This window comes from Butyricicoccus pullicaecorum, from assembly GCF_002160355.1.
In the GTDB taxonomy this organism is placed as follows: Bacteria; Bacillota; Clostridia; order Oscillospirales; family Butyricicoccaceae; genus Butyricicoccus; species Butyricicoccus pullicaecorum.
This window is the reverse complement of record NZ_NFKK01000004.1, coordinates 1-13,267: the sequence shown is the minus strand read 5'-3', so window position 1 is coordinate 13,267 and position 13,267 is coordinate 1. Positions and strand designations below refer to the sequence as shown.

Here is a 13,267-nt window from a genome sequence, read left to right as displayed (position 1 = left end):
TACTCCTTGTCTTGGTCAGTTGTTGAATTTGACGCGGTTTCTCAGATAATAGCTCAGATTCACGTAATCCTGCCATTCGTCGGTCAGCGACTCGGGCAGGGTGTCGGACATGCGGTCGTTGTACAGGTACACGCCGTGACTGCTTGCAACGGTCAGACCGCTGTCCAGCAGCGGTTTGGTGACCTGTGTGAGCGCCGGGCCTTCCCAGCCGCACAGATCGAAGAAATGCGCCATGAGGAACGCCGGGCTGAGGTCGGGGCCTTCACCGACAAAGTCAAAGCCCAGAGCTTCCTTTGCCGCATCGTTTGCCCAGATGAGGTAGCGCGTGCCGTAGTAGTTTTCGAAACCTTCCTTGGTGTCGAGGTCGAAGTTGACGCCGAGTTCCTCATATACACTGTTTCCGTCACCGAGCCACGGGTTATGGTCGCCGTAGACCATCATTACCACCGGCTCGTCCAGCTTTTCCAGCTTCTTTTTGAGCTTGACCAGCTGCTGACCGGTTTTTTCGATGCCGCCCAGATAGTTATTTAAGATGTAATAGGAATCGTCCGAGTATACGCCCTTGGGCACGAACTCGCCGTAGCGCAGCCAGCCGATCGGATAGGGGCCGTGGTTCTGGTAGGTGACGTTAAAGGAGAACACCGGTTTTCCCTGCTCCATGTCCTCGAGGAGCAGGTCGTAGATCTCGGGCATGAGCACATCGTCCTTGGCGATTTCGCCGTCGGTGATGTCGGCATAGTGGTTTTCCAAAAAGTAGTAGTTGTCAAATCCCAGATAACGGTTGATGTTTTTGCGGTTGTAGAACCAGTCGTTGGACGGATGGCTGCCGTCTGTGATGTAGCCCTGATCGCCAAAGTAGCGGGCGTATGACCAGATATCGTGGCGCAGGTTGCCGAAGTCGGTCATGCCGGTGACGTGACCGCGCTCGGTGTCCACCGTGCCGGCGGCAAAGATGTTGGTGATGAGTCTGCCCGAGTAGCTGATCTTTTCCAGATCGTTCCACGGCTTGTACGGACTCTTTTTGTCTTCGCGCAGCTCGATATCGGCAAACTGGGTCAGGTCGTTGAAGCCCTCGAGCATGATGGACACAACGTTCACCTTCTGGTTCTCCGGAATATCGGCATCGGGGTGCGCCTCGAGCACAGCCTGCGCATCGGCATCCTTGTAGCCCTCGGGCTTGCCCTCGACCGCGTCAGGCAGACTGTGCAGGAAGGGATAGACAAAGCCCTTGGACAGATAGACCTGAGTGGCCGACCACTGGTTAATGTTGTCCTCGTTCTGCGTCCACTGGTTCCAGGCGGTCTTGGTCATCGGGCCGCCGGTGCAGAACAGCCAGACCATACCGACGAGCAGGCCGAGCGCAATCAGACCGCCCGCCGTGCGTCCTTTCCAGGTGCGTGCCGGATTGGCGCGGCAGATGACGGCCAGAATGAGCACGGACAGGGCGAACGCGCCGACGGCGAGAAAGACTTCGGCACCGATGGCCGAAATATAGCTATTCGCCATGTTCAGACCCTCGGCTGCAAGCCCTAAGTCGGCAGCGGTCAGCGGGTCGTCGCGGAACATGATCTTGAAGTGATCGGCCACCGACAGCACGGTGATGACACCGCCGCCGAGCGCGACCGATAGCCATGCCCGTCCGAGCACGAACCATAAGAACAGGATGAGCAGGACGGGCGGGGTGAGATTGAGCCAAAGGATGGCGGGATGGTCAAAGTAGCTCTGGAACATGTCCGCGCCGTAGGAGCCGGGCGCCAGACGCAGACTGCACAGACCGATGGCCAGACCGGAGAGCACAAGACCCAACAGGGTCAGCCAGCGGAAGCGCCACAGCCGGAACACGCCGCCGGAGCGTCTCCGACCGGTGTAGCGTGCGCCCATGAATCCCCGCCCACGCGGGCGGAAACTGACAAAGCGCACTTTGCGGTATTTTTTCATGCGTATTTTCCTCGTGATGGTGCGCGTGGCGCACGTCGTTTTTTCTACATTATACGAGGATTTGTGCGATCTTGCAACCAGTAATCGCGGAAAACCAGCATTTTACGCGGGGAGCACTGGTTTTTTTGCCCGAAAACAGTGCTGTCCCGGACGTGCTTTTTGTCTTGGGTTGGAATTGCGCGGAAAAGAGAATGGTGTTACAATGTAATGAGTTGTATTTGTATCAAAACGATGGATTCCGCCGCGCAAAGTTCGGCGAAAAAAGACAGAATACCGACGGAGGTTTCATAAATCTATGTGGATTGCAAACGAGTGGACGGACTACGAGGTACTGGACTGCGGCGGCGGGGAAAAGCTCGAGCGCTGGGGTGACAAACTCTTGCAGCGTCCCGATCCCCAGGCCATCTGGCCGCGCACCGAGGAAGACCGGTTCTGGAACCGCGCAAACGCGGTCTATCATCGCTCGTCTTCGGGCGGCGGTAAGTGGGAGATTCGCCGCCTGCCCGAGCAGTGGGCGATCTCGTATAAGGAGTTGACCTTCCAGCTCAAGCCCATGGCGTTCAAGCACACCGGCCTGTTCCCCGAGCAGGCGGTCAACTGGAATTTTATTATGGAACAGGTCCGCGGCGCAGGCCGTCCGGTCAATGTTCTGAACCTCTTCGCCTACACCGGCGGTGCAACCCTGGCGGCAGCCGCTGCGGGCGCGTCGGTCTGCCACGTCGACGCATCCAAGGGCATGACCCAGTGGGCGCGTGAGAATGCGGCCTCGTCCGGTCTGGAGGGTCGTCCGATCCGCTGGATCGTGGACGACTGCAAGAAGTTCGTCCAGCGCGAAATCCGACGCGGACGCAAGTATGACGCGATCATCATGGACCCGCCGAGCTACGGCCGCGGCCCGGGCGGCGAGACCTGGAAGATCGAGGAGGATGTCGCGGACTTTGTCGCGCTGACCATGCAGCTTCTGTCCGACCATCCGCTCTTCGTGCTCATTTCCAGCTACTCGACCGGTCTTGCACCGTCGGTCATGGCTTACCTGCTGGGCACGACCGCGGTCGCTCGTCATCCCGGACGGGTGGAAGCGCAGGAGATCGGCCTGCCGGTCACCTCGACCGGCCTTGTCCTGCCCTGCGGTTCGTCGGCGCGCTACATCGCTGCGCGATAATTCACTGTAACGAGGAGGAATCCCCTCTATGTCTGAAATCATCAAAACCGAGGCGCTTCGGTACGTCTACCAGACCGCTGAGGGCGGCCAGAAGGTCGCGCTTGACGGGGTCGACCTGTCCATCGCCCGCGGCGAGTTCGTCGCCGTGCTCGGACACAACGGCTCGGGCAAATCCACCCTGGCCAGCCATTTTAACGGCATCCGCCTGCCCACCGGCGGTGCGGTCTACGTCGACTCCATGGACACCCGCGACCCGAACCGCCTGTACGATATCCGCAAGACCTGCGCGATGGTCTTCCAGAACCCGGACAACCAGATCGTTGCAACCGTCGTCGAGGAAGACGTCGCCTTTGCGCTGGAAAACCTCGGCATCCCGCCCGACGAGATTCGCCGCCGGGTCGATGACGCACTCAAGGCCGTCGGCATGTATGAATTCCGCCGCCACGCACCGCATAAGCTGTCGGGCGGACAGAAACAGCGTGTCGCCATCGCCGGTGTCATCGCTATGATGCCGCGCTGCGTCATCTTCGACGAACCCACCGCCATGCTCGACCCGTCCGGCCGCAAGGAGGTCATGCGGGTCATCCGGGACTTAAATTCCCGTCTGGGCATCACGGTCGTGCTCATCACCCACCACATGGACGAGGCCGTCCAGGCCGGACGCGTGATCGTCATGCACGCCGGCAAGGTGCTCATGCAGGGCACCCCGCGTGAGATCTTCACTCAGGTGGACGCGCTGCGCGAGGCCAGCCTGACCGTGCCCCAGACCATCGAGGTACTCTTTGACCTCAACAATCAGATCGGTTCCGATCTGCCCATCGATGCGCTGACCGTAGACGAGTGCGCGGATATCCTCGAAGGCTATCTGCGCCCGACCGCAGCCAACTGAGGAGCGAGAAAAAACCCATGTCTTACATTTTAGAAACGAGAGACCTGACCCAGGTTTACGGCGCAGGTACTCCCTTTGAGCGCACCGCGCTCGATCATGTCAATATTCAGGTGAAAAAGGGCGAGATTCTGGGTGTCATCGGACATACCGGCTCGGGCAAATCCACTCTCATCCAGCACTTTAACGGTTTGCTCAAGCCCACCTCGGGCGAAGTCCTGCTGTCCGGTCACTCGATCTGGGACGCAAAGGGCAAGTGCGACCGCAAGACCCGCTTTGCCGTCGGTCTGGTCTTCCAGTACCCCGAGTACCAGCTCTTTGAGGAGACCATCGCCAAGGATATCGCCTTCGGCCCGCAGAATATGGGCCTGTCGGCCACCGAGGTGGAAAAGCGCGTGCGCGAGGCGATGGACTTTGTCGGCCTCGACCCTGCACTCGCCAATCATTCACCGTTCGCCCTGTCCGGCGGCCAGAAGCGCCGCGTTGCGATTGCAGGCGTGATCGCCATGCGTCCGCAGGTGCTCATTCTGGACGAGCCCACCGCAGGCCTTGACCCGGCCGGACGCGATGAGATTCTGGCACAGATTCAGGACTATCACGCGCGTTCGGGCGCGACGATTTTGATCGTGTCGCACTCGATGGAGGATATTGCCCGCATGGCCGACCGTCTGCTGGTGATGAACCGCGCCCATGTCATGCTGTGCGGCACACCGCGTGAGGTGTTCGCCCACGCCGACGAGATCGTAGAGGCCGGTCTGGACATTCCCGAGATCACCAAGGTCATCCGGGAGCTGAACCGCCGCGGCATCGAGCTCGACCCGTCCATCTACACCGTTGAGGACGCAGTCCGCGCCATCCGTGCGTATAAGGAGGGAAAATAAATGCTCAGAGATATTACCATCGGCCAGTATTTTCCCGGAACCAGTGTCGTCCACCGCACCGACCCGCGCCTGAAGCTCGTTTTGGTCATCGCCATGATCGTCACCCTGTTTCTGGCCTCTGGTCCGGTGTCCTATGCCCTGCTGGCACTCTATATCCTGTCCGTCATCAAGATTTCGGGCATCCAGCCGAAAATGGTCGTGCGCGGCCTCAAACCGGTCGTGTTCATCGTGGCCTTTACCGCACTTTTAAACCTGTTCTACACCCCCGGCACCGAACTTTGGAGCTTTGGCTTCCTGCATATCACCGATCAGGGTATCCGCGTGGCCATTTTGATGGTCGTACGTATCTTGCTGCTCATCATCGGCACTTCCATGCTGACCTACACCACCTCGCCCATCGAGCTGACCGACGGCCTGGAAATGCTGCTGTCGCCGTTTAAGAAGGTGCACCTGCCCGTGCACGAGCTGGCGATGATGATGTCCATTGCCCTGCGCTTTATCCCGACCCTGATCGAGGAGACCGAGAAGATCATCGCGGCACAGAAGGCTCGCGGTGCGGATTTCGAGTCCGGTAACCTCGTCCAGCGCGCCCGTGCCATGGTGCCCATCCTTGTCCCGCTCTTTATCTCGGCGTTCCGCCGTGCCGATGAGCTGGCCATCGCGATGGAATGCCGCCTGTACCGCGGCGACGTGGGTCGTACCCGCATGAAGCAGATGAAACTCGGCTCGGTTGACGCACTCACCGGTACGGTGTCGGTCGTTATCTTCGCCGCCGTTATCGTTCTCGGCCGCTTCGGATGGTGAACCGCATGAATATCGCACTTTCCCTGTCCTACGTCGGTACCCAGTACCACGGCTGGCAGGTGCAGAAAAACGGCGCGTCCATTCAGGAGACCGTCACAAACGCTATCAATAAATTGCTCGGCTGCGATACCTATTTGTCGGGTGTCGGACGCACCGACGCAGGTGTCCACGCGAGAAGATACGTCGCAAACTTCAAAGCCGACTGCCGCATTCCCCTCGACCGCCTGCCCCTCGCACTCGGCGCACAGCTGCCCGAGGATATCGCGGTCAATGGCGCGGTGCAGGTGCCGGACGACTTCGACGCACGGTTCGACTGCACCAAAAAGGAGTACGCTTATTACGTCTACCCTTCCAAAATGCGCGACCCGTTTCTGACCGACCGCGCCTATCGCTATTCCTATCCGCTTGATGCCGAACGGATGCAGAAGGGCGCACAGTTTTTCGTCGGAAAACATGACTTTAACGCCGTCCGCTCGGTCGGTACCCCGGTCAAATCGACCGTTCGCACGATTTTCTGGTGCGAAGTTGACCAGAATAACGACGGCCTCATCCGTATTCGCGTGTGTGGTGACGGATTTCTGTATAATATGGTGCGCGCCATCTCGGGAACACTGCTTTATGTCGGCAGCGGAAAATTTGAACCCGAGGATGTTGCCCGGATTTTGGAATCCTGTGACCGCGAGGAGGCAGGCCCGACCCTGCCCGCGTGCGGTCTGTTCATGAATCGACTGTGGTACGATCATACCCCGGAACTTGATGTATTTCGCCTGAGCGAATAAAGCGGAACAAAATTGAAGCTTTCGCCAGCCTTTCTCGAAAGGCTGCGGGTTCTCAGGGCAGCGCCCTGAGTCGCCATCCGCAGATGGCGAAATCCCCTTTTGAAACCCGGGGTTCGGCCCGGGTTTCAACCAAAAATAATTTCCAGCGCCGCCCGCAGGCGGCAAGATCCCCCGCGCACCAAGTGCGCTCATGAAAAACGCCTGAAGCGTTTTTCCCATAGCGGCTGGCGCCGCACCCCGTTCTCCGTTCATGGCTTGGCCGAACAAGTCGGCCACAGCCTTACGGGAAAATACCCCACCGGGGTATTTTCTGATTCCGCAAGGTACCGCCGACCGGGAGGGAAAGTACGAACTCCGCACGGCGGGTGCGTGCCGTCCGGCGCTCTCGCTTATGCTGGGACTGCGTTGTGAATGCGAACTTTATGGGACAACTGCGGTGCAGTATCGGCTTTCAGCGGTTTGGGCGCTCAGTGCGGCAGTACGACCTGCTTTTACGGTGCTGATCTACGCGCCCAAGCTGGGGTATCCCCGTCCCCGTCTGAAAACTTTTTCACGCTTTGTTTACACTCACGTTCTCAAACTGTGCTACACTACTATAATGAGAGAGGAGGCACTGCCGGTGCCGGAAAAGAAAAACCTTGTGCCGTTCCCTCGTTCGGCTAAGAAACGCAAACAGCTCCTGCGTCAGGCAGAGAGCCTCAAATTACGCCGCCTGACCCGCCTGCGCTCCTTTGTGGGCTGGCTGCTCGTCGCGAGTATCATTCTGTTCGGCGCGGTCAACTTTACCCTGTTCTCTCCGTCGTCCCTGCGTCAGACCTTCCACATCCTGACCAGTGCCCTCGGCCCGAACAGCGGCCGCGACGGCGTGATCGAATACCCGTCCGGCTCGGCCAGCACGGTCAAACCGGTCGGCTCGGCGCTTGCCGTACAGGGCGACGAAGCCCTGCACATCTTGCAGCTCGGTGATATCACCCAGCAGCAGATCTCGCTCAGTTATGCGTCCCCCGTGCTCGAAACCAACGATAATTATATCCTGACCTACGACCGCGGCGCGTATGACCTGGCATTCCATTCTACCCTCGCAGAACTGTTCACCCTCAAATTGAGTGCGCCCATCCGCAACGCCTCCATTGGTTCGGGTGACAGCTTTGTCATCATCACCGACGAGACCGGCTACAAGAGTACGGTCACGGTCTACGGCGCGTCCTCCCGTGAGGAAGATCACCACCTGTGGCGCTGGCGTACCCCGGACTACTACGTTCAGGATGCCGTGCTCTCGCCGTCCGGCACCCATCTGTGCGCAATGACCTATCAGCAAAACGGCGCACAGCTGGAAACCATCTTGCAGTTCTTCGATCTGGACGCCGATCAGGTGCGCGCAAGCGTTAACCTCGGTTCGGTCGTCGGCTACGCCGTGCACTGGCTGGACGACAGCAACGTCGCTGTCGTGACCGACCAGTCGGCCTTTACGGTCAGCCGCCGCGGTCAGACCACGTCCCAGACCGATTACACCGCCACCGACCTGCTCGGGTTTGCGTTCGACGACGACAATTTCGTCCTCGCGCAGCGCTCGTGGTCGGGCGATGCCCGCGCGTCTATCACCCGATACGATAAATCGGGTGCGTCGCGCGCGACGCTCAACCTGCCCAGCGCACCCGAAAGTATCTCTTATGCGGGCGGCCAGCTCGGCGTGCTGACCAGCTCGGGTCTGTACGTCTATAACAACGCGCTCGAACCCGACTGGAAGTGCACGAGCGGCGGCGCAGCCCAGCGCGTTATGCTGACCGATGATGGCGGCGCGTGGCTGCTCTATTCCAAATACGCGCAGCGTGTGACCAAATCGTCCACGCTCTCGGAGGATTTTACCGATGATACAGTCCCTGTCTGATGGGGCAGGCATGTTGAACCTGCCCGATCTTATCCTGCTCCTCTTTCTGATTTGGAGCGTCATAAACGGCGCACGGCGCGGCTTTATCATGTCGGTCATCGGCCTTGTCGGCCGGATCGCGGTCGTGCTGGGTGCGTGCTGGCTGGCCAAGACCTGCGCACCGACGCTGGCAAGCGCGGTCGTCACCCCCTTTGTGGGCGAAGCCTTCGCCAACCAAGCCGCACAGAGCCCTGAGCTTTCCGGTATTTTGGACGGCTTGCAGATGACGGTCACTGAGGGTGCGCAGAGCGTTGCCGAGGGCATCGCCTTCGTCATCCTCTCCGCTGTCTTTCTCATCCTGTTATCGCTCGCCCTGTCGTTTATCCTGCACAGCCTGAGCCTGCTCACCCGCTTCCCGCCGCTTGGCTGGCTCAATCGTCTGGCCGGTGCGGCCTTCGGTCTGGTGAGCGGCCTGGCTGTCGCCCTGCTGCTCGTCTGGTGTGCCCATCTGGTACGCCCCGACCTGTTCTCGGCACTCGGCTGGCTCAGTCCCGAACGCATCCAAAACACCGTGCTTGTGCGCGAATTGCTTGCTTATTTCCCATTCTAAACACTGCCCCGCTTGGGGCTGTGGTTTTATCGTAAGGAGAGTTTCACCATGCAAATGCCCATGTGTTCCCGCTGCGGCAAGAACGTGGCGGTCATTTTCATCACCAAAATGGACCCCAATAACCAGGACAGCGCGGCCCAGGAAGGTCTGTGCCTCAAGTGCGCACGACAGCTGGGCATCAAGCCCCTCGATCAGATGATGGAGCAGATGGGTCTCAACGAGGAAACCCTGGATATGCTGTCCTCTGAAATCAATTCCCTCGAAGATCTCGGCGCACTCATGCCGGCAGGCCCGGACATGGAGGACGAAGAGATGACCGACGAGATGGAAGACGGCGCCGAAGAGGGCATGGACGAGGACGGCGAGGCACAGCCGCCCGCATTCCCCTTCCCCTTCCTGCGCACCGAAAAGAAAAACGATACCGCGTCCGACAAAAAGGACAAGGAAAAGAAGAAAAAGCGCAAGTATCTGGACAATTACTGCGATGATCTGACTAAGAAGGCGCGCGAAGGCCGTCTCGACCGCATCATCGGACGCGAACAGGAGACCGACCGCGTCATCCAGATTTTGAACCGCCGCCAGAAGAATAACCCCTGTCTGATCGGTGAGCCGGGTGTCGGTAAGACCGCGGTTGCCGAAGGTCTGGCCATCCGCATCGCGGCGGGCAACGTGCCCTATAAGCTGCGCGACAAGGAAGTCCACCTGCTCGACCTGACCGCACTGGTCGCAGGCACCCAGTTCCGCGGACAGTTTGAAAGCCGCGTCAAAGGCCTCATCAACGAGGTCAAAAAGCAGGGCAATATCATTCTGGTCATCGACGAAGTACACTCGATCGTGGGCGCAGGCGACTCCGAAGGCGCGATGAACGCTGCAAACATCTTAAAGCCCGCCCTGTCCCGCGGTGAGATTCAGGTCATCGGCGCGACCACCTTCGCCGAGTACCGCAAGTATATCGAAAAGGACGCGGCACTCGAGCGCCGTTTCCAGCCGGTCACCATCAACGAGCCGTCCATCGACCAGACGGTCGAAATGCTCATGGGCATTCGCTCGTACTATGAGACCTTCCACGGCGTGACCATCCCGGACGAAGTATGCCGCCTCGCGGCTGCGCTGTCCGAGCGCTACATCACCGACCGTTACCTGCCCGACAAGGCCATCGACCTCATCGACGAGGCGTGCTCGCGCTTAAACCTCGACGAGCCGGCCATCAGCGAGATTCCTGCCCTTCAGGATGAGCTGGACGGCATCGCCAAGAAGCAGGACGATCTGCTCCAGGAGACCCAGGACGAAAAGACCTACGCCGAGATGGCAAATCTGCGCTCGCGTGAGCTGCAAATCCAGAACCGTCTGGATGAACTGCGCGCCCGTCCGGTGCCCGCGCTGGATGCCGAGCATCTGGCAGCTGTCATTGAACTGTGGACGGGTATCCCGGCTTCCCGCGTACAGGCACAGGAGCTCGGACGCTTAAGCGGCATGGAAGACCGCCTCAAACAGCGCGTCATCGGTCAGGACGAGGCTATCGAGTCGATCTGCACCGCGATTCGCCGCTCGCGTGCCGGTATCTCACCCAAGCGCAAGCCGGTGTCCTTCCTGTTCGTCGGCCCGACCGGCGTGGGCAAGACTGAGCTCGTCAAGGTGCTCGCGGACGATCTGTTCGACTCCCCCGAATCTCTCATTCGCCTTGACATGTCCGAATACATGGAGAAACACGCGGTTTCCCGCCTGATCGGTTCGCCTCCGGGATATGTTGGCTATGATGAGGCTGGTCAGCTGACTGAGAAGATCCGCCGCCGTCCGTATTCGGTCATTCTGCTCGACGAGATCGAAAAGGCACACCCGGATATCTTGAATATCCTGCTCCAGATTCTGGATGATGGCCGTATTACCGATGCACACGGCCGTCAGGTCAACTTTGAAAACACCGTCATCGTCATGACCTCCAATGCCGGTTCCCAGCATAAGACCGCTTCCTTGGGCTTTGGCGGTACGGTCAGCGATATGGGCAAGGAACGTGCCATCAAGGCACTCGAGGACATTATGCGTCCGGAGTTCTTAAACCGTATCGACGAGATCATCGCCTTCAATCAGCTCACCGAGGAGGACTTCAGTAAGATCTGCGGTATCCTGCTCGGTCAGCTCAAGGATTCGGTTGCCGTACGCGGTATCCGCCTGAGCTGGGACGATTCTCTCGTGAATTATCTGACCCATAAAGCCTTCTCGATTAAGTACGGCGCGAGAAACCTGCGCCGCCTGATCGAAAAGGACGTCGAGAACGCACTCGCCGCCGAGATCATTAAGGCGTGCGATACTCCGCTCACCGGTGCACACGTCACCGCAAATGATGACGGTATCCAGATTCAGACGATTTAATCAGGAGCACCGCACCTCTAATTGAAGCTTTCGCTCAAGCCTTTCTCGAAAGGCTTGCGGGTTCTCAGGGCAGAGCCCTGAGTCGGACTCTGCAGAGTCCGAAATCCCCTCTTTGAGTCCCGGTGTCCGCCCCGGGAATGGGTTAAAACAAACATCCCAAAGCGCCATCGACCGATGGCGCTTTTTCCTTCCCCATGCTATACTAAATCATAGAAGATTGGAGGAATGCCCCATGCAGTTTGACCATAACGCATTGCACTGGACGCGCGAGCCGCTGAGCTGGGAAATAAACGATGATACCATCCGCATCACCACCAAACCCCATACCGACTTGTGGCAGCGTACCTATTACCACTTCCGCAACGATAACGCACCCGTGCTGCAAATGACCACCGACGAACGCTATTTCTCCTTCGTCGTGCGCACGGAATTCGACAGCAAACACCGGTTTGACCAGTGCGGCGTGGTCATGTACCTGGACAGTGAGAACTGGCTCAAAGCGTCGATCGAGTACGAGAACGAACGCTTTCAGCATCTGGGCAGTGTCGTGACCAATCTGGGCTATTCAGACTGGGCAACGACCGAAATTGACGCCTCGGTTAAGTCCATGTGGTATCGCCTGAGCCGTCGCGCGGACGATTTCTGCATTGAGTGCTCGGAGGACGGACAGACCTTCCGCCAGATGCGCATTTGCCACATGCACAAGGCCACGGACGCAGTCTCGTTCGGTATTTACGCGTGCAGCCCGGAGGATTCCTCGTTTTGCGCGACCTTCTCGCAGATGCAGCTCCTGCCGTGCCAATGGCAGGCGCATGACGGCCAGAAACCGGACGACGAGATCTAACAGACGCCGGAGAGGCCATGCCAATTGCGGGTTTCACGGTCTCTCCAGAATTTTTATAAAATGATAAAAATAGTGCTTGACTTTTTGGCGCAGAGTCGATATAATGTAATAGTCTCAGGTGACCCGCGGGTGTAGTTCAATGGTAGAATGTCAGCCTTCCAAGCTGAACACGTGGGTTCGATTCCCATCACCCGCTCCATTGATTTTATCTTGGGCTATGGAAATTTGAGACAGTCCCCAGAGAAGGGATCACCTATGCGCCAGTAGCTCAGTTGGATAGAGCAACTGCCTTCTAAGCAGTAGGCCGGGGGTTCGAATCCCTCCTGGCGTGCCACTCTTTTTCTCGGCAGTAAGCCGGGATTCGAAAGGCGGCACTTAGGAACATGCCTGTGGCATGTTGCAACCGCCGTGGCTTTTCCCGCAGGAAAAGCGAATCCCTCCTGGCGTGCCATTTTTAATATGGTGGGTGTAGCTCAGTTGGTTAGAGCGTCAGATTGTGGCTCTGAAGGCCGTGGGTTCGACTCCCATCACTCACCCCATATTGAAAACCCTTGATAATGCGCTGCAAACGCAGCGCATTATCCATATAAGGGCAAAACGCCCGATTTTGACATTGGGGCGTAGCCAAGCGGTAAGGCAGAGGACTTTGACTCCTCCATTCGCTGGTTCGAGTCCAGCCGTCCCAGCCATTTTTTTATTGCACTTTCGTGACTCGAAAGGCGGCTCTTAGGAACATGCCTGTGGCATGTTACAACCGCCGTGGCTTTTCCCGCAGGAAAAGCGAGTCCAGCCGTCCCAGCCAAAATTTGGTTCATTAGCTCAGTTGGCAGAGCACCTGCCTTTTAAGCAGGGTGTCCGGGGTTCGAATCCCCGATGAGCCACCAAAAATCCCGGATGCAAATGCGTTCGGGATTTTTACTTTTTCCCTGTTCACTATTCACTCTTCTCTAATTCTTTCCTGCTCTCACCGGGATTTTTGGAAGTAATAAGTAATAGTGAAGAGTGAAGAAGTAAGGAGTGCCGCAAGCGGCACGGATTTTATGTGTGGCGTGTCTTTACTTATTCCTTATTCACTATTCACTCTTCTCTAATTCTTTTCTGATATCAACGAGATTTTTGGAAGTAA

The 13,267-nt window shown here is 58.2% G+C and carries 10 protein-coding genes and 5 tRNA genes; 14 read left to right on the top strand and 1 reads right to left on the bottom strand.

The window, feature by feature from the left end:
• Positions 1–15: 15 nt before the first annotated feature.
• Positions 16–1,938 (bottom strand): LTA synthase family protein, encoded by a 1,923-nt coding sequence (locus B5F17_RS04680; RefSeq protein WP_087371342.1) that lies wholly within the window; start codon positions 1,936–1,938, stop codon positions 16–18.
• A 295-nt stretch (positions 1,939–2,233) separates the two neighbouring features.
• Between B5F17_RS04680 and B5F17_RS04675 the strand changes: the two genes are divergently transcribed.
• The 14 genes from B5F17_RS04675 to B5F17_RS04610 all read left to right on the top strand — a co-directional run bounded on the left by B5F17_RS04675 (position 2,234) and on the right by B5F17_RS04610 (position 13,025).
• Positions 2,234–3,100, top strand: a complete 867-nt coding sequence (locus B5F17_RS04675) for a class I SAM-dependent methyltransferase (RefSeq protein WP_087371341.1) — start codon at positions 2,234–2,236, stop codon at positions 3,098–3,100.
• 28 nt (positions 3,101–3,128) lie between these two features.
• Entirely contained in the window at positions 3,129–3,989 is an 861-nt protein-coding gene (locus B5F17_RS04670; RefSeq protein WP_016148961.1) for an energy-coupling factor transporter ATPase, read from the top strand.
• Between the two features lie 17 nt (positions 3,990–4,006).
• On the top strand, positions 4,007–4,867 hold the full coding sequence (locus B5F17_RS04665; RefSeq protein WP_087371338.1) for an energy-coupling factor transporter ATPase: 861 nt from the start codon (positions 4,007–4,009) through the stop codon (positions 4,865–4,867).
• Complete coding sequence (locus B5F17_RS04660; RefSeq protein ID WP_087371335.1) at positions 4,868–5,671, top strand: energy-coupling factor transporter transmembrane component T family protein; 804 nt, start codon at positions 4,868–4,870, stop codon at positions 5,669–5,671.
• A 5-nt stretch (positions 5,672–5,676) separates the two neighbouring features.
• Positions 5,677–6,450: a tRNA pseudouridine(38-40) synthase TruA gene (truA, locus tag B5F17_RS04655; RefSeq protein WP_040333041.1), complete on the top strand. Its 774-nt coding sequence runs from the start codon at positions 5,677–5,679 to the stop codon at positions 6,448–6,450.
• A 250-nt stretch (positions 6,451–6,700) separates the two neighbouring features.
• Positions 6,701–8,338 (top strand): DUF5711 family protein, encoded by a 1,638-nt coding sequence (locus B5F17_RS04650; protein ID WP_143287671.1) that lies wholly within the window; start codon positions 6,701–6,703, stop codon positions 8,336–8,338.
• Positions 8,319–8,927 carry a CvpA family protein gene (locus B5F17_RS04645; protein ID WP_087371329.1) on the top strand — a complete coding sequence of 203 codons (609 nt, stop codon included), beginning with the start codon at positions 8,319–8,321 and terminating at the stop codon, positions 8,925–8,927. Before B5F17_RS04650 ends, B5F17_RS04645 begins: the two co-directional genes overlap by 20 nt.
• 48 nt (positions 8,928–8,975) lie before the next feature.
• On the top strand, positions 8,976–11,297 hold the full coding sequence (locus B5F17_RS04640; RefSeq protein ID WP_087371326.1) for an ATP-dependent Clp protease ATP-binding subunit: 2,322 nt from the start codon (positions 8,976–8,978) through the stop codon (positions 11,295–11,297).
• Positions 11,298–11,529: 232 nt separating this feature from the next.
• Positions 11,530–12,141, top strand: coding sequence for a DUF1349 domain-containing protein (locus tag B5F17_RS04635; protein ID WP_087371322.1), 612 nt, complete (start codon positions 11,530–11,532; stop codon positions 12,139–12,141).
• A gap of 125 nt (positions 12,142–12,266) precedes the next feature.
• Positions 12,267–12,340 (top strand) — tRNA-Gly (locus B5F17_RS04630).
• Positions 12,341–12,398: 58 nt separating this feature from the next.
• Positions 12,399–12,475: transfer RNA gene (locus tag B5F17_RS04625), tRNA-Arg, on the top strand.
• A gap of 128 nt (positions 12,476–12,603) precedes the next feature.
• Positions 12,604–12,680: transfer RNA gene (locus B5F17_RS04620), tRNA-His, on the top strand.
• 75 nt (positions 12,681–12,755) lie between these two features.
• A tRNA-Gln gene (locus B5F17_RS04615) sits at positions 12,756–12,830 on the top strand.
• Between the two features lie 119 nt (positions 12,831–12,949).
• A tRNA-Lys gene (locus B5F17_RS04610) sits at positions 12,950–13,025 on the top strand.
• Positions 13,026–13,267: the final 242 nt, after the last annotated feature.

What these genes read in the sequence shown, in the direction of transcription:
- B5F17_RS04680 (WP_087371342.1), bottom strand. Translation starts at nt 1,938, where the DNA reads ATGAAAAAATACCGCAAAGTGCGCTTTGTCAGTTTCCGCCCGCGTGGG.
- B5F17_RS04675 (WP_087371341.1), top strand. Translation starts at nt 2,234, where the DNA reads ATGTGGATTGCAAACGAGTGGACGGACTACGAGGTACTGGACTGCGGC.
- B5F17_RS04670 (WP_016148961.1), top strand. Translation starts at nt 3,129, where the DNA reads ATGTCTGAAATCATCAAAACCGAGGCGCTTCGGTACGTCTACCAGACC.
- B5F17_RS04665 (WP_087371338.1), top strand. Translation starts at nt 4,007, where the DNA reads ATGTCTTACATTTTAGAAACGAGAGACCTGACCCAGGTTTACGGCGCA.
- B5F17_RS04660 (WP_087371335.1), top strand. Translation starts at nt 4,868, where the DNA reads ATGCTCAGAGATATTACCATCGGCCAGTATTTTCCCGGAACCAGTGTC.
- truA (WP_040333041.1), top strand. Translation starts at nt 5,677, where the DNA reads ATGAATATCGCACTTTCCCTGTCCTACGTCGGTACCCAGTACCACGGC.
- B5F17_RS04650 (WP_143287671.1), top strand. Translation starts at nt 6,701, where the DNA reads ATGGCTTGGCCGAACAAGTCGGCCACAGCCTTACGGGAAAATACCCCA.
- B5F17_RS04645 (WP_087371329.1), top strand. Translation starts at nt 8,319, where the DNA reads ATGATACAGTCCCTGTCTGATGGGGCAGGCATGTTGAACCTGCCCGAT.
- B5F17_RS04640 (WP_087371326.1), top strand. Translation starts at nt 8,976, where the DNA reads ATGCAAATGCCCATGTGTTCCCGCTGCGGCAAGAACGTGGCGGTCATT.
- B5F17_RS04635 (WP_087371322.1), top strand. Translation starts at nt 11,530, where the DNA reads ATGCAGTTTGACCATAACGCATTGCACTGGACGCGCGAGCCGCTGAGC.